The organism is Aeromicrobium sp. (genome assembly GCF_032084975.1).
Classification (GTDB): domain Bacteria; phylum Actinomycetota; class Actinomycetes; order Propionibacteriales; family Nocardioidaceae; genus Aeromicrobium.
Map to the genome: position 1 here is coordinate 24725 of NZ_DAMDLR010000014.1, position 22279 is coordinate 47003.

The 22279-nt window shown below is 70.1% G+C and carries 16 protein-coding genes, 2 tRNA genes and 1 pseudogene; 8 read left to right on the forward strand and 11 right to left on the reverse strand.

Translation table 11 applies throughout. The features are described from left to right. Window positions 1-52: 52 nt before the first annotated feature. Together RT323_RS05525 and tig are read right to left on the reverse strand one after the other, a co-directional pair. Complete coding sequence (locus tag RT323_RS05525; protein ID WP_313405704.1) at window positions 53-1297, reverse strand: alpha/beta hydrolase; 1245 nt, start codon at window positions 1295-1297, stop codon at window positions 53-55. Between the two features lie 145 nt (window positions 1298-1442). After that, window positions 1443-2816, reverse strand: coding sequence for a trigger factor (gene tig / locus RT323_RS05530; RefSeq protein ID WP_313405705.1), 1374 nt, complete (start codon window positions 2814-2816; stop codon window positions 1443-1445). 144 nt (window positions 2817-2960) lie between these two features. Here tig and RT323_RS05535 point away from each other — a divergent pair. From RT323_RS05535 to moaA, 3 genes are all read left to right on the forward strand, one after another. Beyond that, window positions 2961-3037 (forward strand) — tRNA-Pro (locus tag RT323_RS05535). Between the two features lie 66 nt (window positions 3038-3103). Beyond that, window positions 3104-3544 (forward strand): molybdenum cofactor biosynthesis protein MoaE, encoded by a 441-nt coding sequence (locus RT323_RS05540; RefSeq protein WP_313405707.1) that lies wholly within the window; start codon window positions 3104-3106, stop codon window positions 3542-3544. Window positions 3545-3620: 76 nt separating this feature from the next. Continuing rightward, a complete protein-coding gene (gene moaA / locus RT323_RS05545) occupies window positions 3621-4598 on the forward strand; it encodes a GTP 3',8-cyclase MoaA (protein ID WP_313405708.1) in 978 nt (325 codons plus the stop codon). 1 nt (window position 4599) lies between these two features. On the opposite strand, the gene RT323_RS05550 is transcribed toward moaA, so the two are convergent. Further along, entirely contained in the window at window positions 4600-4842 is a 243-nt protein-coding gene (locus tag RT323_RS05550; protein WP_313405710.1) for a MoaD/ThiS family protein, read from the reverse strand. A 62-nt stretch (window positions 4843-4904) separates the two neighbouring features. Between RT323_RS05550 and RT323_RS05555 the strand changes: the two genes are divergently transcribed. The 3 genes from RT323_RS05555 (at window position 4905) to RT323_RS05565 (ending at window position 7254) form a co-directional block, all read left to right on the forward strand. Beyond that, entirely contained in the window at window positions 4905-5450 is a 546-nt protein-coding gene (locus RT323_RS05555) for a 4-amino-4-deoxy-L-arabinose transferase (RefSeq protein ID WP_313405712.1), read from the forward strand. A 132-nt stretch (window positions 5451-5582) separates the two neighbouring features. Beyond that, complete coding sequence (locus tag RT323_RS05560; RefSeq protein WP_313405714.1) at window positions 5583-7130, forward strand: glycosyltransferase family 39 protein; 1548 nt, start codon at window positions 5583-5585, stop codon at window positions 7128-7130. Between the two features lie 50 nt (window positions 7131-7180). Next, window positions 7181-7254 (forward strand) — tRNA-Gly (locus RT323_RS05565). Between the two features lie 67 nt (window positions 7255-7321). Here the strand turns inward: RT323_RS05565 and RT323_RS05570 are convergent. Further along, on the reverse strand, window positions 7322-8797 hold the full coding sequence (locus RT323_RS05570) for a helix-turn-helix transcriptional regulator (protein WP_313405716.1): 1476 nt from the start codon (window positions 8795-8797) through the stop codon (window positions 7322-7324). Window positions 8798-9085: 288 nt separating this feature from the next. On the opposite strand from RT323_RS05570, the gene RT323_RS05575 reads away from it, so the two are divergent. After that, window positions 9086-13339, forward strand: a complete 4254-nt coding sequence (locus tag RT323_RS05575) for a DUF5979 domain-containing protein (RefSeq protein WP_313405718.1) — start codon at window positions 9086-9088, stop codon at window positions 13337-13339. A 217-nt stretch (window positions 13340-13556) separates the two neighbouring features. Here RT323_RS05575 and RT323_RS05580 read toward each other — a convergent pair whose 3' ends face one another. Genes RT323_RS05580 through RT323_RS05610 form a run of 7 tightly spaced genes read right to left on the reverse strand, consistent with a single transcriptional unit; the run spans window position 13557 to window position 19603 of the window. After that, entirely contained in the window at window positions 13557-13742 is a 186-nt protein-coding gene (locus RT323_RS05580; protein WP_313405719.1) for a hypothetical protein, read from the reverse strand. A 31-nt stretch (window positions 13743-13773) separates the two neighbouring features. After that, entirely contained in the window at window positions 13774-14889 is a 1116-nt protein-coding gene (locus RT323_RS05585; RefSeq protein ID WP_313405720.1) for a PP2C family protein-serine/threonine phosphatase, read from the reverse strand. Window positions 14890-14898: 9 nt separating this feature from the next. Further along, window positions 14899-15711, reverse strand: coding sequence for a DNA-formamidopyrimidine glycosylase family protein (locus tag RT323_RS05590; protein WP_313405721.1), 813 nt, complete (start codon window positions 15709-15711; stop codon window positions 14899-14901). A gap of 12 nt (window positions 15712-15723) precedes the next feature. Beyond that, a complete protein-coding gene (locus RT323_RS05595) occupies window positions 15724-16179 on the reverse strand; it encodes a ribose-5-phosphate isomerase (RefSeq protein WP_313405723.1) in 456 nt (151 codons plus the stop codon). Window positions 16180-16201: 22 nt separating this feature from the next. After that, window positions 16202-17806: a CDP-glycerol glycerophosphotransferase family protein gene (locus tag RT323_RS05600; protein ID WP_313405725.1), complete on the reverse strand. Its 1605-nt coding sequence runs from the start codon at window positions 17804-17806 to the stop codon at window positions 16202-16204. 43 nt (window positions 17807-17849) lie between these two features. After that, window positions 17850-18458 carry a disulfide bond formation protein DsbA gene (locus RT323_RS05605; protein WP_313405727.1) on the reverse strand — a complete coding sequence of 203 codons (609 nt, stop codon included), beginning with the start codon at window positions 18456-18458 and terminating at the stop codon, window positions 17850-17852. Next, window positions 18455-19603 carry a glutamate--cysteine ligase gene (locus tag RT323_RS05610; RefSeq protein ID WP_313405729.1) on the reverse strand — a complete coding sequence of 383 codons (1149 nt, stop codon included), beginning with the start codon at window positions 19601-19603 and terminating at the stop codon, window positions 18455-18457. Before RT323_RS05610 ends, RT323_RS05605 begins: the two co-directional genes overlap by 4 nt. A gap of 114 nt (window positions 19604-19717) precedes the next feature. Here RT323_RS05610 and pepN point away from each other — a divergent pair. Further along, window positions 19718-22218: pseudogene (gene pepN, locus RT323_RS05615) on the forward strand (aminopeptidase N). Window positions 22219-22279 lie beyond the last annotated feature (61 nt).

Here is a 22279-nt window from a genome sequence, read left to right on the forward strand (position 1 = left end):
GGGTGAGCGTACCCATCGTGACAGCGACACTGTCACATCGGGGTGACCCGGGTCACGCGCGAGGAGGCTCCAGGCGACGGGGCTGCGGCCGCGAGTTGACCCAGGTGACCAGCCAGTCCGCCACGCGCGGGTGGTTCAGCAGCGCGAAGTGATGGGTCGAGGGCACGTACTCGAGCTGGGCGTGCTCGACGACGGGACCTCTCCGCCCGATGCCGGACGCCGACGAGAAGTGCACGAGCAGGTCGCCGAGCACGGCACTGAACGGGTGGCGCGGCGTAGCGCCGATGGTCGCGGCGATGAAGTGGTACTCGGCATGCGCGAGCGGCGCGGCGGCGATCCGGTCGAGGCCCCATCGCGCCGTCAGGTCCTGGCCCTCCCACTCGTCGGCCGTGATGTAGCCGTGCCTCAGGTCCACGATGCCGGCCGAGCGCGCGTCCAGGATCGTGCCGAAGGGCGTCGCCTGCGGCCAGATCCGCAGGATCCGCGAGCCCAGGTGGGCCGCCTTCTCGAGGTTGGCCCCGGCATGCGGGGTGCCGAGGCAGACGACGTCGCCGACGCGGTGCGGCCACTGGTGACCCGAGACGGTCGCTCGGTTCGTCGCGGCGCGCACGACCAGTCCGCCCATCGAGTAGCCGACCAGGGTGATCCGGTGCACCGCGACGGGCCACGAGGCGACGACCTGCTCGAGGAGCTCGTCGAGGTGCTGGCCGTTCTCGGAGACGTGCAGGCCGGTGTTGTAGCGCACCAGGACGGGCGTGGCCTCGGTCTCGGCCGCCAGTCGCTCGACGTACGTGGGACGCTCACGGCCCGGGGTGAGCCACGACTCCTCGTTCTCGCACAGGCCGTGGACGAACACCACGAGGTGGCCCGTCGCACCGGGGTAAGCGTGGCGCAGCTGCCACGGGGTGGCGGGGACGTCGACCCCGTCGCGACGCAGTGCCATGGTGATCGCCTGCGGGTCGCCCTGCAGGCGCAGCTCGTCGCCGATCAGCCCGTTGACCGCCGCGCGCACGCCGCGGCCAAGCCGGGTGTCGTCCACCGGCGCGCCGACGCCACGCGCCGCCAGCGAGCGGGCGGCGTTGCCCGAGATCCGCAGCGCCCCCGAGAGACCGCCGTAGACGGTGCCGGCGACGGCATCGTGCACTGACTCGGGAAGCCGGCTGCCGATCAGCCGCGTCGCGCGGAACGCACGGCGGGCGACGGCGCCGTGCACCTCGCGCACGGTGCCCACGATGAGCCGGTCGCCGTACTCGAGGGCGAGCGCTGCGACATCGGTCGTGCGCGCCGTCGAGGACATGGCTCCCATGGTGCACCACGGTCCCGCGCGGACCTGCCGTGATCTCGTCACGTGAACCGGTGGCGCGACAACGCCGAGGGTTCCAGCCATCTGATGACTGGAACCCTCGGCGTTGATGACTCAGGCGGTTCGGACCCGCCCGCAATCACTGCGAGGCGGTCTCGTCCTCGTCCTCGTCCGTGCCGATCGTGCCGTCGGCGCGCAGGTTCGCCAGGTCGATCACGTTGCCGGACTCGTCCTTGACCTTGGCCGACTCGACCAGCGACGCCAGTGCCTTGCCGCGCAGGACCTCGCTGATCATCTCGGGCACGTGGTTGTGCTCCATGATGTGCTGGATGTACGAGTTCGGGTCCTCGCCCGACTGCTGGGCGCGGCGCATGATGTGCTGGCTCAGCTCGTCGTTGTCGAGGTCGTACTCGTTCTCCTCGACCATCTGGTCCAGCACGAACTGGGCCACGATCGAGTTGCGGACGTCGTTCTCGAGCTCGGACTCGAACTCCTCGACCGTCTTGCCGTCCTCCTGGTCGCGCAGGTAGTCCTCGAGCGTCAGGCCGGCCATGGCGAGCTGCTGGTCCATCTGCTGGCGGCGGTTCGTCAGCTCGGTCTCGGCCAGGCCGTCGGGCATCGGCGCATCGACCTTCTCGACGATCTGCTCGAGCACCAGGTCACGGGCCTCGGCGGCCTGCTCCATGCGACGACCGCGGGTCAGGCGCTCGACCAGGTCGGCGCGGAACTCGTCCATCGTGTCGAAGTCGGACGCCATCTGGGCGAACTCGTCGTCGAGCTCGGGGAGATCCGTCTGACGCACGTCTTGGACGGTGACGGTGACGTCGACCTCGTCGCCGGCGAGGTCGCCGCCGAGCAGGGTCGTGGAGAACGTCTTCGACTCGCCCTTGGACAGGCCGGTCACGGCCTCGTCGAGGCCGTCGAGCATCGTGGCCTTGCCGACGACGTACGGCAGGCCGTCGGCCTGGGCGTCGTCGATCAGGGTGCCGTCCTTGTGCGCGGCCGACAGGTCGATCGTGATCGAGTCGCCGTCGGCGGCCGGGCGGTCGACGTCGGTGAACGTCGCGAAGCGCTCACGCAGCTGGTCGAACTGCTCGGAGACGTCCTCGTCGCTGATCTCGATGTCCTTGACCGTGACCTCGATGTCCGAGGCGTCGGGCAGCTCGAGCGCGGGACGGACGTCGACCTCGGCGGTGACCTCGATCGTCTCGCCGTCCTCGAACTTCGTCAGGTCGATCTCGGGCTGGCCGAGCGGCGTCGTCTTGGTCTCCTGCAGCGCCTGCGTGTACCAGCCCTGCAGTGCGGAGTTGAGCGCCTCGTCGAGCACCGCGCCGCGGCCGACACGCTGGTCGATGATGCCCGGGGGCACCTTGCCCTTGCGGAAGCCGGGGATCTGGATCTGCGCACCGATGGTCTTGTAGGCCTTGTCGAGGTTCGGCTTGAACTCCTCGAACGGCACCTCGATGGTCAGCTTGACCCGCGTCGGGCTCAGCGATTCGGTGCTGCTCTTCACGTGTTGACTCCTGCGTCGATGGGCTCGGGACAGCCCACGGAGTCCTCACGCAGGCCAGCGTTCAGTCTACGGGTCCGCCGTGGTGGCAGGTCAAACGGGCCGCCACCGGCGACGGGCGAACGGCCGTACACTGATCCGTGCCCACGGGATGTGGCGCAGCTTGGTAGCGCACCTGCTTTGGGAGCAGGGGGCCGCAGGTTCAAATCCTGTCATCCCGACCAGTGACATCGCGGCCGCCGCCCGTCGGCCACCCGACGCCGTGAGCCCCTTCGACCTAGGCTGTCTGCATGATCACCGATGCTCCGACCGGCCGCGTCGCGCACGCGGTCGTGGTCGACGAGCCGTTGGACGTGATGTCGCACCTCGACGCGGTCCGCGGGGCCGAGCACGGCGCGGTCGACATCTTCGTCGGCACGATCCGCGACCACGACCCCGAGGCGCGTGGCACCGTGGTGCGACTCGAGTACGAGGCCCACCCAGACGCCGAGGGCATGCTGCGCGCGCTCGCCGCCCGGGTCGCCCAGGCGACGGGCACCACGATCGCGGTGTCGCACCGCTATGGGACGCTGGGGATCGGGGACGTCGCCGTGGTCGTCGCGAGCGCCGCGCCCCACCGCGCCGAGGCCCTCGAGGCCACGCGTGCGCTGATCGAGCTGATCAAGACTGAGGTGGCGATCTGGAAGCGTCAGACCGACGCGGACGGCGTCACCGGATGGGTGGGTCTGTGAACGAGCGCCAGCACGTGAACCTCGGGCTCCGGGACACCGGGGCTCTCGTACCGTCCTGCGCTGCGGAGGTGTCGGCATGAGCCTCGTCGACGGCTTCGGCCGCGTCCACCGGGACCTGCGGATCTCCCTCACCGACAAGTGCTCGCTGCGGTGCACCTACTGCATGCCCGCCGAGGGGGTGCCGTGGCTCGAGCGCGACAGCATCCTGACGACCGACGAGATCGAGCGCGTCGCCCGGGTGTGCGTCGAACTGGGCGTCACCGAGATCCGGCTGACCGGCGGCGAGCCACTCGTGCGCAAGGACGCCGTCGAGGTCGTGCGCCGCCTCGCGGCCCTGGGCCCCGAGGTCTCGATGACCACGAACGGACTGCGTCTGGCCGAGCTGGCCGTGCCACTGCGCGAGGCCGGCCTGGCCCGGCTGAACGTCTCGCTGGACACGCTCGATCGCGCGCGCTTCCTCGAGCTGACCCGCCGTGACCGCCTCGACGACGTGCTGGCCGGCATCGACGCGGCCAAGGCGGCCGGCTTCACGCCCCTGAAGATCAACACGGTCGCGATGCGCGGCGTCAACGAGGACGAGATCGTGAGCCTCGTCGAGTACGCCGCAGGCATCGGCGCCGAGCTGCGCTTCATCGAGCAGATGCCCCTGGACGCGGGCCACACGTGGGACCGCGCCCAGATGGTCCCCGGCTCCGAGATCCTCGAGCGCCTGCGAAGCCGGTTCCGGCTCGAGCCCGTGGGCGACCGTGGCTCCTCCCCCGCCGACACGTGGACGCTCGACGGCGGCCCGGCCACGGTCGGTGTGATCGCCTCGGTCACGGCACCGTTCTGCTCGGCGTGCGACCGGATCCGCATCACCGCCGACGGACACGTGCGCAACTGCCTCTTCGCCCGCGAGGAGTCCGACCTGGTCCGCGTCCTGCGCACCGGCGGCAGCGACGCCGACCTCGCGGGAATCGTCACGTCGTCGATCGCCGCCAAGCGGGCGGGGCACGGCATCGACTCGCCGACCTTCATCCAACCCGATCGCCCGATGAGCGCGATCGGCGGCTGACTCAGCCCCCGGCGTAGGGCGGCAGCACGTCGACCGTGCCGCCCGGCTCGATCGCCACGGCGCGGTCGGTCGTGCGGACGCCCTCGAGCAGGATCGAGCACCGTGTCAGCACGGGGCCGAGATCCTCGAACTGCTGGGACAACGCATCGAGCAGCCCGCCGATCGTGGCGGCCTCGACCGTGGTCTCGGAGGTGCCGGCCGCCTCACGGGCGGCGGCGAACAGGCGAACGCGAACCGCTTCCATGCCGGTCAATCTACCCCGGCACGGGGTCGGCATCGAACCGTGAAGCGGGTACCGTCGACCCAATGGACCCCACGCCCGCCGAGTTCCTGGTGCCGCGCGTGCGCGAACGCGCCCCGGCGTGCGGAGCGACCAGGGTCATCGCAATCGACGGGCGCAGCGGCGCCGGCAAGACCGCCCTCGCGCTGGACCTGGCCGATCAGCTCGGTGCACCGATCCTGCACCTCGAGCGTCTCTACCCGGGTTGGCGTGGCCTCGCGCAGACCCCGGCGATGGTGCGCGCCCTGCTGGCGGACCTGGCGATCGGCGAGCGCGGCCGTGCGCGCCAGTGGGACTGGGAGGCCGATCGGCCCGGCCCATGGCTCAGCGTTCGACCCACGTCCGAGCTGATCATCGAGGGCGTCGGGGCCGGCGCGCGCGTCCTGCGACCGTTCCTGAGCCACCTCGTCTGGCTGGAGGCGCCCACCTCGGTGCGACGTGAGCGCGCGCTCGCGCGGGACGGCTCGACGTACGAGCCGTGGTGGGACGTGTGGGCCGACCAGGAGGCGGCGTACCTCGCGGCGGACGCCACCCCTCAGGCCGCCGACCTCGTGATCTCCACCGTGCGCTGAGCCGCGTCCCACCGGACCCACCCGCTGCGAATCCGCCGGCGGCCCTTCTGCTGGAGGGGTCCGGCGCCATAGGCTGCGGCACACGCACGCCGCTCGGGTCGGCTGCGCCGCCTTCCGCCGAGGGGAGCCGCGATGCCGACCCGCGCTCGCAGCGACACGCTCACCTTGGTCCTGCTCGCGCTCGTGGCGGCCGCGTACGTCGCCCTTGCGTCCTGGCACGTCTCGCTCTGGTACGACGAGGCCGCCACGCTGGCCGCCGCCCGGCGGGACCTCGCCGACCTCGCGGCCATGACTCGGAACGTGGACGCGGTCCACGGGGTCTACTACGTCCTGATGCACGCGTGGACCGAGATGGTCGGCGTCTCGCCCTTCGCCGTCCGCCTGCCGAGCGCGATCGCCATCGGGGTCGCCGCTTCCGGGACGTTCGTCCTCACCCGGCGGCTGGCCGACGGGACGACCGCCGTGATCTCCGTGGCGATCCTGCTGCTGCTGCCGCGCGTCACCTGGGCGGGGATCGAGGCCCGCTCCTCCGCGCTCACGATCGCGCTCGCGGTGTGGGCGACCCACCTGTTCGTGCGTGCCCTCGACCGGCCGGATCGATGGCCCCAATGGCTGGCGTACGCGATCCTGCTCGGGCTGGGCGGCTGGCTCAACATCTTCCTGCTCCTGCTGGTGCCCGCGCATGCGGTCTCGGCCCTGATCCTGCGTGCGGATCGCCGCGTGTGGGTCGCGTGGTCGGTGGCCGTCGTGGTCGCGGGCACGGTGACCATGCCGGTCGTGCTGGAGTCCCGTGCCCAGGCGGCGCAGCTCGGTGGGGTGCGACTGCCGGTCACCACGATGGTCCGCAGCGTGGGACTGAACCAGTGGTTCCTGGGGGCGACGCCGACCGAGGGCGCCGACGGCGGCGGCTCATCGTCGGGCCTGTCCGCCGCGGACGTCCTGACCCCCGGCTGGCTGCCGGCCGCGCTGCTGCTGGCGCTCGTCGGCTGGGGGCTCGTCGTCCTGGCGCTGCTGCCGGGCGACTCGTCGCGCCGGTGGCGCGCTGTCGCGGTGACCCTGCCGTGGCTCGTCGTCCCCACGGTCCTCGTGCTGGCGTACAGCGTGGTGGCGACCCCGGTCTACCACCAGCGCTACCTCGCGTACGGCGCTCCCGCACTCGCCGTGCTGATGGCGACGGGCCTGCGGCGCGTGCCCGGCCGGGCGGGCACCGTCGCCGTCGGGGGCGTCCTCGTGGCGACCTCGCTCGTCGTCTTCGTGTCACAGCGCGGCGAGACCGCCAAGAGCGCCTACGCGTGGTCCCGGGTCGCCGACGTCGTCGAGGCCGAGCGCGAGCCCGGTGACGCCATCTACTACGGGCCGCGGACGCCACCCTCGGGCAACGAGGTCCGGAAGTCCGCGCGGCTGCTGGCGGACGCGTACCCGGACTCGTTCCGCGGCCTGCGCGACGTCACCCTCGCGACCGAAGCGGTCGACGGCGGCCTGCTCGTCGGAACCTCGCACCCCCTCGCGGACGTGGTCGAGCGACTCGGTGACGTCGGGACGCTCTGGGTGATCCGGTGGGCCGACTATCCCGCCGAGGCCGTCTCTCGGGAGGACGGACTCCTGCGGGACGCCGGCCTGCAGCAGGACGAGCGATGGGTCGAGTCGACCACGGTCATCACGCGGTTCGTCCGCCCCTGACCGCACGCCGGCGTGACTGTGGCATCATGGACGCGGCGCTGCGGCGCCTCGCGGACGTAGCTCAATTGGCTAGAGTCTCTGCCTTCCAAGCAGAATGTTGCGGGTTCGAGTCCCGTCGTCCGCTCCCCGGATGAAGGTGCTGGACACCACCTGCCATGCTCCAACGAGCAACGCACGACCGACGCGGGTCTTCAGGGGTCAGCGGTGCCGACGAGGAGTTCGAGCGCGGCGAGGGCCTCGGCACGGTTCGTGGCTCCCAGCTTCCTGTAGGACGTGCGCAGGTGCGACTTCACGGTGCTGAGCGACACCGTGAGCTGAGTGGCGATCTGCTGACGGGAGTGACCGGCGGCCAGGTATTCGAGGACCGTCGACTCGGCCGGTGTGAGCGGTTCGCTCGTCACCGGTGCGATCTCCAGCAGGCGCAGATCGTGGAGGCGGATCAGATCGGCGAGCCGAGAGCCCTCGGCAGTGTCGGCCAGCGCCGCGGCCGTCGCCGAGCTGACGTAGCGGACGGTGCTCGGGAGGTCTCGCTCCCACACCTCTGCCAGCGTTCCGAGCAGCGCCGAGCGGGTGGCGTCTGTCGGGTTGATCGTGTGGAACGCCTGCACGCGCAAAATCCTCAGGCCGAGTTCTGCTCTCACGGCGAGCGCCTCGTCCGGAAGGCTGGGCACAGGCGCGACGACGGCCGGCAGCTGACCTTTGACGAACGCGCCGAATCGTTGGGCGAGCACGGCTTCGGTGGTCTGGGGCGCACGGATCGCGAGATCGCCGTGTGGCAGAGCGTGCAGACGACTGTCGCTCAACATGTGCGCGAGCCACCCATCGCTGCGGGGCAGCGGGAGCCCCAACGCCGCGATTGACTCGTGGAGGGACTCGGCCTGTGCGTGACGCGCCGTCAGCGCCAGATGTCGCACGTGAGTGATCAGTGCGATGCCCCAGAACTCCAGGTGATCCAGCGGCGAGGGCCGTGCGAGGCGCATCTCCTCAGCGCGGTGCAGATCGAGGCTGTCGACCGCGAGCACGTAGTCGACCAGCCACAAGGAGTCGTCGATCATCGGCTCGACCCAGGACGCGGTGCGAGGCAGGGCGCGAGCGCGGTCCGCCCAGTCCCGAGCCGCAGTCGACTTTCCGGCGAGCGCATGCGTGAGCGCCAGTTTGGCGGCCGCTTCTCGGCGGACGAAAGGGAAGCGTCTGGGGCGGTGCGATTCGGTCGCGGCGAGCAGGAGCCCCTTCGCTGAGCGCAGGTCGCCAGCCAGCAAGGCCGAGATCGCCACCTGGATCGACCAGAGGGCTGCCTTGCCCTGGGTGGTGTCCACGAGTCGTCCGCGTCGCTGGACGATCTCGCCGTTCATCCGCTCGGCGATCCGTAGCGACGCCAGCGGCTGGCCGTTCAAGCGCAGTTCTGCCATGCGTTGGGCCGCGGTCTCCACTGATGCGTCTGGATCCGCGGACGTGGACACGTACGGATCGTCACCGCGCAGGCCTGCCACGCTCAGCAGGAATCGCCCGTGGGTCAACTGCGCGGCCTCTTCGTCCGGAAGCTGCGTCAACATCACTCGCAGGTCAGACGGATCGACGGCGTACCAGATCTCGGCCCAGTCACGGTCGATGATCTCCACGACCGACGTCCAGTTCGACGCGGCGAGCGCTGGCACCAGCGCCGCCATCGCCGGCGTGTGCTCATACGGTGCGTCGAAGACGACTGCTTGCACTGCTGCTCCTCGTGTGGCCGGTTTCGGCCGCTCGTTCCGCCGAGCGTATCTGGCCTCGACAGCAGCCGAGAAGTGACCCGGATCACCGGGGGCTGCGCGCCAAGGCTGAACCCGGGGTGAGAGAGGGGGTGAAGTCCGCCCGTTCGGCTCAGTGAGGGTCGAAGTCTGGCTGAGCATGGACGGTGGTCAGGTCTCGGGACCGAACGAGGGCTCGGACGACTCCATCTCCAGAAAGCAGGCACCATGGCATCGCCGCGCCCCCAGAAATCGACGCGTGTGAGGCGTGGTCGCAACGTCGCGACACCTCTCATGTCGATCCTCGCGCTTCTCACGCTGGTGGTCTCCACCCTCACGTTGACGCCGGCTTCGGCCGCACCGAACGGCGAGATCCGCGTCGAGGTGACTGAGATCGAGACGGGCAGCGGGCCGGGCGGTCAGTTGGTCGTCGGCGACACGGCGATCGTCAGGGGGACGTGGGATGCCAGTGACGCCGATCCTCAACCCGGAGACGAGTTCACGATCGGGCTGCCGCCGGAGTTCGCGTTCGAGCAGGCGGTGCCGTTTCGATTGACGAGCCTCGACGAGGACGGCAACACGGTCGTGTGGGCCGAGTGCATGACGCAGCCCGCCACAGGTGTCGCGAACTGCGAGTTGACCGATGTGGTGGCCGATTTCCCTGAGGACGTCCGTGGTGTCTGGGAGTTCGAGATCACGGTCGAGGAGGCGACGACGGAGGACTCGGTCGTGTTCGACCTCAACGGCACGGACACGCCCGTCACGCTGCCCGGCGGTGGCGGCATCGATCCGGGTGTCGAACTGCCGGGCGAGGTCAGCAAGTCCGGCGCGATGAACCAGAACAACTGGTCGATGACGTGGAAGGTGGACATTCCCGGCGCCAACCTGGTGCACGCTGGCGGCGATGCCCGCATCACCGACACCTTCGGCAGCAACCACGTGCTGTGCGACCCGACCGGATTCAAGGTCGAGACGGTGCGGGCCGATGGCACGGTCGTCGCCGACGTCACGGACCTGGTGGCGTCCGCGCCCACGGCTGGTGCCGATGGTTTCGACATCGACCTCAGTGAGCCTGCGGCAGGCTTCGACAAGAACCTCATCTACCGCATCACGTACGTCACGTGCACGATCGACGGCGAGATCGACCCGGAAGGCACGACGTACGACAACTCGATGCAGATCCAGGGATGGGGCCAGTCCGGCCACGGGGTCGGCCAGGTCACGAACCGACCGTGGAGTCTCAACCTGTCGAAGTCCGGGACGGTGCTCGGCGGTGGTGAGCGCAACGGCAAGATCCGCTGGACGATCGTCGTCCCCGGCGACGAACTGGTCAACCAGGACAGCTTCACGTTCACCGAGTCCTTCGGGGCGGGCCATGAGTTGGCCCCCGACACGATCAGCAACATCCGGATCATCGAGCGCTACGGACCGAGCAGCGAACGCGACACCGACATCACGGGGCTGCTGACGCCGAACGTCACCTCGCAGTCGAGTACCGGCTTCGACATGACCTTCACGATCGACGACGACGACTTCGACTTCAAGGCATCGGACTGGCGCTACCTCATCACCTACGAGACGTCGGTCACCGAGACCGAGTTGCCCGCCGGCGGCACCCAGTACACGAACGAAGCCTCGATCGACGGCAACGTGACCGGTGGCAGCTCGACGGTCCCCGGGCGCAAGTCCGACAAGACCGGCTCGATCAACACCACGCCGGTGACGATCGACGGAGTCCAGCACTCCCCGCAGACCACGTTGAACTGGGCGATCACGATTCCCGGTCGCCAGCTCGAGGCCCTGAACCTGGCCGGTGCGCTCAACCTGGTCGACACGTTGTCGCCCACGCACCAGGTCTGCGAGGCGGGTGAACCATCCGGTGGACTCGCGTCCCGACTCAATCTCAAGGTCGCGGCACGGGACCAGCTGCAGAACGGTGGACTCACCACGCAGGACCTGACGGGTCAGACGACGGTCACCCGGGACGACCAGGAGGTGACGTTCACGCTGGACCAGACCGACCTTCCCCTCCCCGGCGGCGGAACCAGCGACGGCTTCAGCCGTGAGTACCAGTACGTCTTCACCTACACGACGTGCACGACCAGCGGCGGAATGGATGCGCCCGGCACCCAGTACGGCAACGAGGTCCAGGGACTCGGCAGCTCGTTCCGACCGACCGTGACGCAGAGCAACCGCGGCAGCGGCACTGGTCAGGGCACGTCACGTGGTTCGGTCGCCGTCTCCAAGGACCTCGCCGACACGGCGGGTGCCGCCTACGTGCCCGACGGCACGACCTTCACGGTTCACGTCAAGGAGATCGCGCCGGACGGCGCCACCGCGGTGGAGTACGACCTCGCCGTGCCGCTGGACGGCGATCCGGTCAGCGGCCTCAACTCACGTGGCCGGGGTTGGACCTTCGAGTTGTCCGAACCGACCATGCCGAACGTTCCCGGAGTGGCGTGGGGCTCGCCGGAGTTCACCGCCGGCGACGGGGTGACGGTCAACGCCGACGGCACGGTCGCCACGGCAACCATCACGCCGAGGTCCAACATCTCGGTGTCACTCACGAACACCGCACATCTGGGTTCGGTGGAGTTGGCCAAGGCGGTCGATGGTGGCGCCGCCGGCCAGGTCTCGGCCGATCGCGTCTACCTCGTCACGGCCGAGATCGACACCTCAGCCCTGGGAGCCGGTTTCCCGGCGCAGGCCGACCGCGAGGTCGAACTGGTCGCCGGTGAGCCGGTCGTGCTGCAGAACCTCCCGATCGGATCGACGGTCAAGTTCTCCGAGGTCGTCCCGGCCGATGACGACACCTTCACCTGGGCCGCGCCGGTGATCTCACCGGCGAGCCTCTCCGTGAGGGCCGGTCACGTCACGACACCGGCCGCGGTCACCGTGACGAACTCCGTCGAACGGACCGTCGGGACGTTCTCGCTCGTGAAGAACGTGACCGGAGCACAGGCCGACAACGGTGAGGTCCCCGCGACCGTGACGGTGAAGGCCGAGTGGGACGAGGAGGGGACCTCGGGCTCGAAGACGTTGACGGTACCCACCGATGGCACCGCAGTGGCGCTGGGAGAGGACCTGCTCATCGGCACCGAGGTGACCTTGACCGAGACGCCGCTCATGGATGGATCCAGCATCACCTGGGGCAATCCCGTGTGGTCCGGTCCGGGCGTCAGCCCCGACGGGGAGTCGGCCGTCGTGACGATCGGTCGCGACGCCAACGCCACGATCACCTTGGAGAACCATGCGGCGACCTCGATCGCTGGCATCAGCCTCATCAAGGGCATCGCAGGCGAGGCTGCAGACGAGGTGCCGACCGGTACCGAGTTCCCCGTCACCGCGACCTGGACCGATGCCGACGGCGTCGAGCAGTCCCGCGATCTGCTCATCAATGCCCAGGCCCCCACGAGCTTGGGCCTTGACCTGCCGGCCGGAACTGTCGTGACGATCACCGAGGGCGAACGTCCCGGATTCCCCACGGTCGTGTGGGACTCGATCACCATCGGCGGTGACGGCGTGACCGACACCGGTGACGGCGGTGCTGAGATCATCGTGTCCGACCAGCAGGGCGATGTCACGCTCGTCACCGTCACCAACGAGGCGACGTGGGCGCCCGGCACCTTCTCGGTCAGCAAGGCGTTCGACGGCGTGTCCGCGGAGCATGCGGACGTGCCGGACTCGTTCACCGTCACCGCGACGTGGACGAAGGACGGCGAGCCACACTCCAAGGACCTCGTCCTGCCCGCGGACGGCGAGGCGGTTCCGCTCGGCGAGAATCTGCCGCACGGCACGGCTGTCACGCTCAAGGAGGTCGCACCGGCCGACACCGCGTCCTTCACGTGGAAGACGCCACGGTGGGCGGGCGACCAGGTGACCGTGAACGGTGACGGCACCGCGCTGGTCACGATCGGTGCGGCCGCCACGGCGGCGGTCGAGGTGACCAACGTGGCTGATGACAAGCTCGGGCTGCTGAGGCTGAGCAAGGAGCTCACCGGAGCCGGCGCAGACGATGTTCCCGCTGGTACCGAGTTCGCGGTGACGCTCAACTGGACCGACCTGCTCGGCGAACCGCAGGAACGCGACATCACGGTGAAGGCCGGGCGGAACACCACGGTCCGGGACCTGCCCATCGGTGCCGAGATCGAGATGGTCGAGGACGGCCGCGACGTCGGTGACCTCGCGTGGACGGGCGCCACATGGGCGTCCGACGACGACGGAGTCGAGATCCTCGACGACGGCGCCGGCGGAGCCGTGGTGACCGTGGCGGGCGACCACGGCGCGTCGGTGGCGATCACGCTCGAGAACGGCTTCGACGCCGCCGATCTGTCCGGCGCTGGCGAGAAGGACGATTCGGCTCTGGCCGACACGGGTTCGAGTGTGTCGCCGGGTTGGCTCGCGCTGGGTCTGCTCAGTGCTCTGGCGGGTGCGGCCATCGTCGTCGCAGCTCGTCGCCGACGTGGCACCACGAAGGTCTGATCTGATCTGATCCGATCGCCGGGACGGCGCCCCATCCTCGGATGGGGCGCCGTCCTCGTCACGATGATCGACCCGCTCGCGGGCGAGCGGAGTTGCACGATGATGCACGCCATCCGCGCGTGCACACGGTGCGTGACAGGTCGTCGCGTGACTGCGCGAGCGACCATCGCACGGCAGATGGTGCGGGTTCGGGTCCCGTCGTCCGCTCCGCTCCTCCTCAGCCGCGGCGGTCCCGCACCGCGGCCAGCGCCGTCCTCACGATGACGAACACGCCGAAGGCGACGAAGACCCAGCCGAAGCGTTCGTCCGCGGCCGTGAGGACGAAGACGCCCATCAGGACGATCCCCGCGCACGTCACCAGCAACGGCCACTGGCCGGCGAGACCTCGAGGCTCCTCGTTCATCCCACGAGCCTAGGACAGACGGCCGGCCGGGTCAGTCCGCGAGGCGGTGCAGGATGAGCACGGCGCGGTCGTCCTCGCCGGGCTCGGTCTGGTCCATGATCCGTGCGGGCGCGCCCTCCATGCCCGGGGCGATCGCGAGCTTGGCCGCGCCGCGCAGCCAGTCGATCCCGACCTCGAGGTCGAGCGAACGCGTCTCGACGACGCCGTCGGTGTAGAACATGAGCGCCTCACCCGGACGCAGGACGCCCGAGGCGGGACGGAAGTCGGGCTGGTCGATGATGCCCAGCGCCAGGCCGCGCGCGCCCGAGACGACCCACTCCTGCAGGTCACGGTCCCAGTGCATCGCCGGCGGGTGGCCGGCGTTGAGCACCTCGTAGCCGCCGGTCTCGAGGTTGACCAGCACGTGCACGGCGGTCGCGAAGCCCTCGTCCCAGTGCTGGCGCAGCAGGTAGTCGTTGCCGGCCGAGAACAGGCCCAGCGGCGGCAGCGAGCCGATCAGTCCTCCGAGCGCACCGGCCAGCTGCAGCGACTGGGTGCCGGCCGCGACGCCCTTGCCGCACACGTCGACGAGCACCATCTCGAGGTGCTTCTCGTCCTTGGACAGGTTGGCCACCAGGAAGTCACCGGCGAACTTGGCCGAGCCGGCCGACTCCATGGCCGACTCGCTGAGCCAGCCATCGGGCAGCTTCGGGACGGCGCCCTGCCTCTGCAACCGGTCGCGCAGCTCCATCAGCATCGCCTCACTCAACGCCGCGGGCAGGCCCGAGCGGTAGCGCGAGGCGCTGTAGAGCAGGGCCCCGGTGGCGAGATAGATCGTGACGAGCGTCGCGGGACGCGAGCTGTTGAAGCCGCCGCTGACCGAGTTCACGAGGGCGGTCACCGTGGCGGCGAACAACGCGACCGACGACAGGGCGGCCTGGGGCCACCACTGCAGCAGCACGCTGCCGACGACGACGGGCATGATGAACGTGGCCGCGGGCATCAGGTCGTACCACGTGAGGCTCACGATGAACATCACGACGGTGAGCAGCATGAGTGCCGCGAGGACGGCCATCTGGCCGTCCTTCGAGCCGGACCGCCACTCGCGGGCGTTCGACGACAGATAGCGACCCAACGGATCCCGCTTCGCGCCTCGCGTCGTGCCCACGGGCTGACCTTACCGGCGTCGCTGGCAGCGCGGACACCAGAACAGGTTTCTGCCACCCAGGACCTCGGTGCGGACCCGGGTCCCGCAGACGTGACACGGCTGTCCGTCGCGACGGTACACGTAGACCTCGCCGCCGTGGTCGTCCTCGCGCGGCGGCCGTCCCATGGCCTCCGGCTCGTGCGCGGGGCGCACGGTGTCGATCCGCCCGATCCGCACCCCCTCCCCCATCAGGTCGACCAGGTCCGACCACAGGGTCAGGAACGTGGTCGGCCTCAGGTCGCGACCCGGGGTCTTCGGGTCGATCCGGTGGCGGAAGAGCACCTCGGCGCGGTAGACGTTGCCGACCCCCGAGATGACCCGCTGGTCCATCAGCAGGGTCGCGATCGGCGCGCGGGACAAGGCGACGATGCGTGCCGCGGCCTCGACGTCCGCCTGCGGATCGAGCGGATCCGCACCGAGGCGGGCATGGATCGCGGTCACCTCGTCGGGCGCGAGCAGCTCGCAGGCGGTCGGGCCACGCAGGTCGGCCGTGACGCTGTCGGACGACAGTCGCCAGCGCACCTGCCCCACGACCGGCGGCTCTGCGTCCTCGATGAACGAGAACGAGCCATACAGGCCCAGGTGGACGTGGACCTGCTCCTCGGTCCCGGCAAAGGCCACGAACAGGTGCTTGCCGCGGGCCGTGGCTTCCACCAGCTCGCGGCCGTCGAGGCCGGCGGCCGAGGCGAAGCGGCCCTGGGGGCTCGACGACCGGACCCGCTTGCCGCCGAACGTGCCGGTCAGGTCGAGTGCGAGCCGGTGGAGGGTGTGCCCCTCAGGCACTCTGCCGGTCCATCAGAACCTGCCCGTGTCCTCGTAGGTGGCCAGCAGGTCGATGCGGCGCTGGTGCCGGTCGGCCTGGCTCCACTGCGTCGCCAGGAAGGCCTCGACGATCTGCTCGGCCTCCTCGAGGGAGTGCATGCGCGCACCGATGCCCATGACCTGCGCGTTGTTGTGCTGGCGGGCCAGCTGGGCCGTCTCGACGCTCCACGTCAGGGCGCAGCGGATGCCGGCGACCTTGTTGGCGGCGATCTGCTCGCCGTTGCCCGAGCCGCCGATCACGATGCCGAGCGAGCCCTCGTCGTCGAGGACGGCCTGGGCCGCCGCGACACAGAACGGCGGGTAGTCGTCGTCGGCGTCGTACTCGTGCGCGCCGTGGTCGATGGGCTCGTGGCCGTGCTCGCTGAGCCAGGAGACGAGGTGGTTCTTCAGTTCGTAGCCGGCGTGGTCGGCACCAAGGTGGACGCGCATGGCGTCATCCTCTCAAACGGGCTCAGGCGCGGACCATCGGCGTGTGGGCCATCTCGTGGACCCACGCGGCGAACGCGCGGGCAGAGCCGTCGCCCTCGTACTCGCCGAGGACGTGCACCTTGAGCCGGGCGCGCCGATCGGCCAGCGGGTCGCGGTGCAGCATCTCGTCAAGCACGCCGGGCAGACCCTTGAGGGTGCGGTCGACCATGTAGCCACCGACAGCGACGGGTACTTCGACCGGGAACTCCTCGAGCCGGTGCGCCATGCTGATCATCAGGTAGGGCTTGCCCGAGGCGAGCCAGTCCGACACGACGCTCGACACGTCGGACACGAGTGCGTCGGAGCGGTTCATGCAGTCCGCCACCGACAGGCCGCGGACCGCCTCGTCGCCCCACACGTGCCGCCGCGGCGAGGCCGGATCGACGTGGTCGGCCTGCAGGATCGCATTGAGCTCGAGCAGGCGCCCCGCCCAGAACTCGTCACGCAGGAACACCGGATGCGGCCGGAAGACCACGTTGACGTCGGCGTCGACCAGCGCCCGCAGGATCTCGTCGGCCAGCTTGATCGACGAGAAGTTCGTCATCGCGCCGTTGCCGGTCCACGTCGGGGTGTAGAGCACGGTGGGGCGCGCGACCCGGGTGACCGGCGTCGCCGCGGGGACCACGTCGCCCGACTGCGGCCGGCCCAGCAGCACGAACCTCTCGCGGGGGATCTCGACACCGTGACGCGCATAGCGTTCGATCGCGGCCTCGCCGGAGGCGACCAGGACGTCGTACCTCAGGTGCCGCGTGTGGTGGCTGCCGGCCTTGTCGGAGTCGCCGTGGCCCAGCCACACGTGGCGCACCGACCGGATGCCCATGAGCTTGAGGTGGCCCGGTGCGTTGTGGACGTAGAAGAACGTCGTCATGGTCGGGACCGTCAGCACGCGCATGTCGCCCAGCACGTCCGAGCCCGCCGCGATCCACGGCATCGTCGGCCGGATCCCGGCGCGCAGCTCGGCGCAGTAGTGGGCGCGCAGCCCGACGATCACGCCCCGGTCGCCCGACGCGAGCAGGTGCGGCTCCCACATGCCGACGTGGATGGGGCCGCCGCCGTAGCCGCCGTAGCCCAGCACGAAGCGGGGCTCGTAGGCCTTCAGGGCGCGACGCAGCCGGCGGCGGGCGCGCACGAGTGCGACCTTGTCCGCCAGGACGGGAGCCGCCACCACCGCCAGCACCAGGAGGAAGACGGCAACGGACACGACGTTGCCCGCCGCGACGGCGACCGCGAGCGCGGCACCGAACCAGCGCACGGCCCGTACGAAGACGGTCCGGTCCGGTGGCTCGGGCGTCGGGCAGACCTCGGGCTCGGGCATGCCCGGCAGGCCGTGGACGTGCGGTGGCGTGGCCGGACGCAACATGGCCGCCCGGACGAGCAGTACGCCGCTCACCGCGGCAGCCACGGTGAGCGGATCGAGGTCGCCGACGGCCTCACGGACCAGCAGCGCAGCGATCGCCGTCAGCGCGAGAGCGGCCGTGGACCAGGCGAAGACCCGGGCGCGGGTGCCGAGATCGGTGCGGAAGCGGTGCTGAAGGCCGGTCCTCCAGCGGTCGTAGCGACCGCGCACGCGCTCCAGCAAAGTCGACATCGGACCCCAACCTAGCGGTTGGGGTCCGAAGCACCTCGACGACTCAGTCGAAGATCGGATCGCGCGTGCGCGTGCGCTTGAGCTCGAAGAAGCCGTCGTAGGACGCGAGGGCGCGGGCACCGTCGAACACGACGCCTGCCTGCTCGCCCTTCGGGGCGGGCGACAGCACGGGACCGAAGAAGGCGACGTCGCCGATCGCGATGACCGGCGTGCCGACCTCCTCGCCCACCCGGCCGATGCCGTCGGCGTGCGAGGCACGGACGGCCTCGTCCAGCGAGCTGTCGTCGGCGGCGTCGGCCAGTTCGAGCGGCAGTCCCGCCTCGGCGAGCGCCTCCTCGTAGAGCGCGCGGTCGAACTCGCGGCCATCGTGGTGGTGGCGCGTGCCCAGTGCGGTGTAGAGGTCGCGCAGGACCTCGTTGCCGTGCTGCTGCTCGGCGGCGATGGCGAGCCGGACCGGGCCCCAGCCGCTCTCGATCATGTCGCGGTACTCCTGGGGGACGTCCTTGCCCTCGTTCAGCGCGGACAGGCTCATGACGTGGAAGGAGGTGCGCACGGGGCGCACCTGCTCGACCTCGAGGATCCAGCGCGAGGTCATCCAGGCCCACGGGCACAGCGGGTCGAACCAGAGGTCGACGGTCTCGGTGGTGGTCATGACTGGTGCAACACCGGACGACCCGCGCGCATTTCCTCGACCAGCGCGGCGACCACGGCGTCGACCGCTCCCCCGTTGCGCGAGGCGACGGCGCGCTGGCGCTCGTACGAGGCGCCCTCGTTGATGATGTCGCGCACTCCGGCCAGCTCCTCGACGCAGTCGAGTGCCTCGGCGACGGGCTCCAACTGGACCAGCAGCCGCTCGAGGTCGTCGGTCACCAGCTCCTCACGGGCGTCGCGGTCGAGGATCAGGATCGCGTCCATCCCGTACCGCGCGGCGCGCCACTTGTTCTCCTGCGCGAACCACGCCGGGATGGATGGCAGCTCGCGTCCGGCGTCCAGCTCGCGCGAGTAGTGCTCGACGAGGCAGTGCGTCAGCGCCGCGATGCTGGCCAGCTCGGACATCGACGGGATGCCGTCGCAGATGCGCATCTCGAGGGTGCCGAACTTGGGCGAGGGACGGATGTCCCAGCGGATCTCGTCGAACACGTCGATCACGCCGGTCTCGAGCATGTCGTCGACGTACTGCTCGAGCTCGGACCAGTGGTCGAACTGGAACGGCAGGCCCGCGGTGGGCAGCTGCTGGAACATGAGCGCGCGGTTGGAGGCGTAGCCGGTGTCCTGGCCGCCCCAGAACGGGCTGGAGGCGCTGAGCGCCTGGAAGTGCCCGTAGTGCGTCAGCATCGCGCGGCTGATCGGCAGCACCTTGTCGCGGTCCTCGATGCCGATGTGGACGTGCACGCCGTAGATCAGCATCTGGCGACCCCACCACTGGGTCCGGTCGATGAGCGTCGCGTAGCGTTCCTTGTCGGTGACCTTCTGCTGGGTCCAGCGAGCGAACGGATGCGTGCCCGCGCACATCAGCTCGACCCGCAGCGGGTCGGTGATGGGCCGGATCTCGTCGATGCTGCGCTGCAGGTCGGCGGTCACCTCGCGCACGGTGCGGCACACGCCGCTGACGACCTCGACCGTGTTGAGCAGCAGCTCCTGGCGGATGTGCGGGTGCTCGCCACCGCCCGCGGGCGCGACCGCGTCGAGCACGGTCTGGGCCACCTGGCGCAGGTCGCCGGAGTCCTGGTCGACGAGCGCCAGCTCCCACTCCACGCCGATCGTCGAGCGCTCGGACGAGGCGAAGGGGATCTGCATGACCACCATCCTGCCGGACCTGCACCGATCCGTCCCGCGTGGAGCGGCCCACGTCAGACAGGTCACGCCGGGCTCGCCCTGACGGGGTGGACAGCGGGTGGAAGAGTAGGGGGCATGCCCGGAACCAACCTGACTCGTGAAGAAGCCCGTGAGCGCGCCGGCGTCGTGTCCGACGCCGCCTACGACATCGCCCTGGACCTCACCCTCGAGGGTGAGCGGTTCGGCTCGGTCACCACCCTGCGGTTCGCGGCGACGCCCGGCTCCTCGACCTTCGTCGACCTCGTCGACGCAGAGCTGTCCTCGGTCACCCTGAACGGTCGCGAGCTGGACGTGTCCGCGTACGCCGACAGCCGCATCCCGATCAACGGACTCGAGGCGCAGAACGAGCTCGTCGTCACCGGTACCTGCCTGTACTCGCACTCCGGCGAGGGCCTGCACCGCTTCGTGGACCCCGCCGACGACCGCGTCTACCTGTACACCCAGTTCGAGGTGCCCGACGCCCGGCGCGTGTTCGCGACGTTTGAGCAGCCCGACCTCAAGGCCGAGTTCACGTTCCACGTGACGGCGCCGTCGCACTGGAAGGTCGTGTCGAACTCCCCCACGCCCGAGCCGGAGTCGCTCGACGACCGCCGCTCGGCCTGGCACTTCGCACCGACCAAGAAGATGAGCACGTACATCACCGCGCTCGTCGCAGGCGACTACCACGAGGTCCGCGACACGTACTCCGGCGAGTACGGCGAGATCCCGCTCGGCGTGTTCTGCCGCCAGTCGCTCGTGCCGTACCTCGACGCCGACGACATCGTGCTCATCACCAAGCAGGGCTTCGAGTTCTTCGAGGGCGCCTTCCAGATGGGCTACCCGTTCGGCAAGTACGACCAGCTGTTCGTGCCCGAGTACAACATGGGCGCGATGGAGAACGCGGGCTGCGTGACGTTCCGCGACGAGATGATCTTCCGCAGCCGCCAGACCGTCTCGGCCTACGAGCAGCGCGCCAACACGATCCTGCACGAGATGGCGCACATGTGGTTCGGCGACCTCGTGACGATGAAGTGGTGGGACGACCTGTGGCTCAACGAGTCGTTCGCCGAGTTCGCGGCGCACCACTCGTCGGTCAAGGCCACCCGCTTCACCGACGCGTGGACCGGCTTCACCAACAACCGCAAGAACTGGGCCTACCGCCAGGACCAGCTGCCCACGACGCACCCGATCGCGGCCGACAACTACGACCTGCACGCGGTCGAGGCCAACTTCGACGGCATCACCTACGCGAAGGGCGCCTCGGCGCTCAAGCAGCTGGTGGCGTGGGTCGGCGAGGAGGACTTCTTCGCCGGGCTGCGCAGCTACTTCACGAAGTACGCGTACGGCAACACCGAGCTCGGCGACCTGCTGGCCGAGCTCTCCGCGGCCTCGGGTCGTGAACTGGACAGCTGGGCGGCCGAGTGGCTGCAGACCTCGGGCGTCAACACCCTGCGCGCCGACTTCGACGTCGACGACGCCGGCCGCTTCACGAGGTTCGAGGTCGAGCAGACGGCGACCGACGAGTATCCGACCCTGCGTCGCCACCGCATCGCGATCGGCCTGTACTCCCGCGAGGGCGACCGGCTCGTGCGTCTCGACCGGATCGAGACCGACGTGCGCGGCGAGCGCACCGAGATCTCCGAGCTGGTCGGCCGCGCGCGGCCGGACCTGATCCTGCTCAACGACGACGACCTCACCTACGCCAAGATCCGCCTCGACGACGGGTCGTTCCAGACGCTGCTGAGCAGCATCGGCTCGTTCGCCGATTCGCTGCCGCGGGCCCTGTGCTGGGGCTCGGCGTGGGACATGACGCGCGACGCAGAACTGCCGTCCTCGTCCTTCGTCGACCTCGTGCTGGCGGGCGTCGGCACCGAGACCGACCTCACCGCGGTGTCCTCGCTGCTGCGCCAGGGCAAGACCGCCGTCACCCAGTTCACGTCGGACGAGAAGCGCCCCGAGCTGGCCGAGCGCTGGGAACGCGGCGTCGCCGAGCTGTTGGCGGCCGCCGAGCCGGGCAGCGACCACCAGCTGGCTTTCGCGCGGGCGATGGCGTCCGCGGCCACCTCGCCGGAGCCCCTGCGGGACCTGCTGGGCGGGTCCGTGACCGGCCTCGAGCTCGATGCCGACCTGCGCTGGACGCTCGTCAGCGGGCTGGCGAAGCTGGGCGACGCCGACGAGGCCGAGATCGCCGCCGAGCTTGAGCGTGACGACACGAACCAGGGCCGTGAGAACGCGGCCGGGGCCCGAGCCCTGCGCCCGACCGCCGAGGCGAAGGCCGAGGCCTGGACGCCTCGACGCCGAACGAGACCCGCCGCCAGATCGCGACGGGCTTCCAGGTGGCCGGCCAGGCCGAGGTGCTCGCGCCGTACGTCGAGAAGTACCTCGACATGGCCGAGACCGTCATCGACGAGATGGGCGTGTGGATCGGCCAGAACGCGCTGATCCACCTGTTCCCGCTGCCGAACCCGACGGCCGAGACGCTCGCCCGCGTCGACGCCTGGCTGGAGCGGACGTCGGCACCCGCCGCCGCCAAGCGCTACGTGCTGGAGGGCCGCGACGACCTGCGCCGGGCCCTGGCGGCCCGCGAGATCAACTGATCGACACGCATCGGCGCCCGACCACCGTGGTGGTCGGGCGCCGATGTGCGTTCGTGGCGGC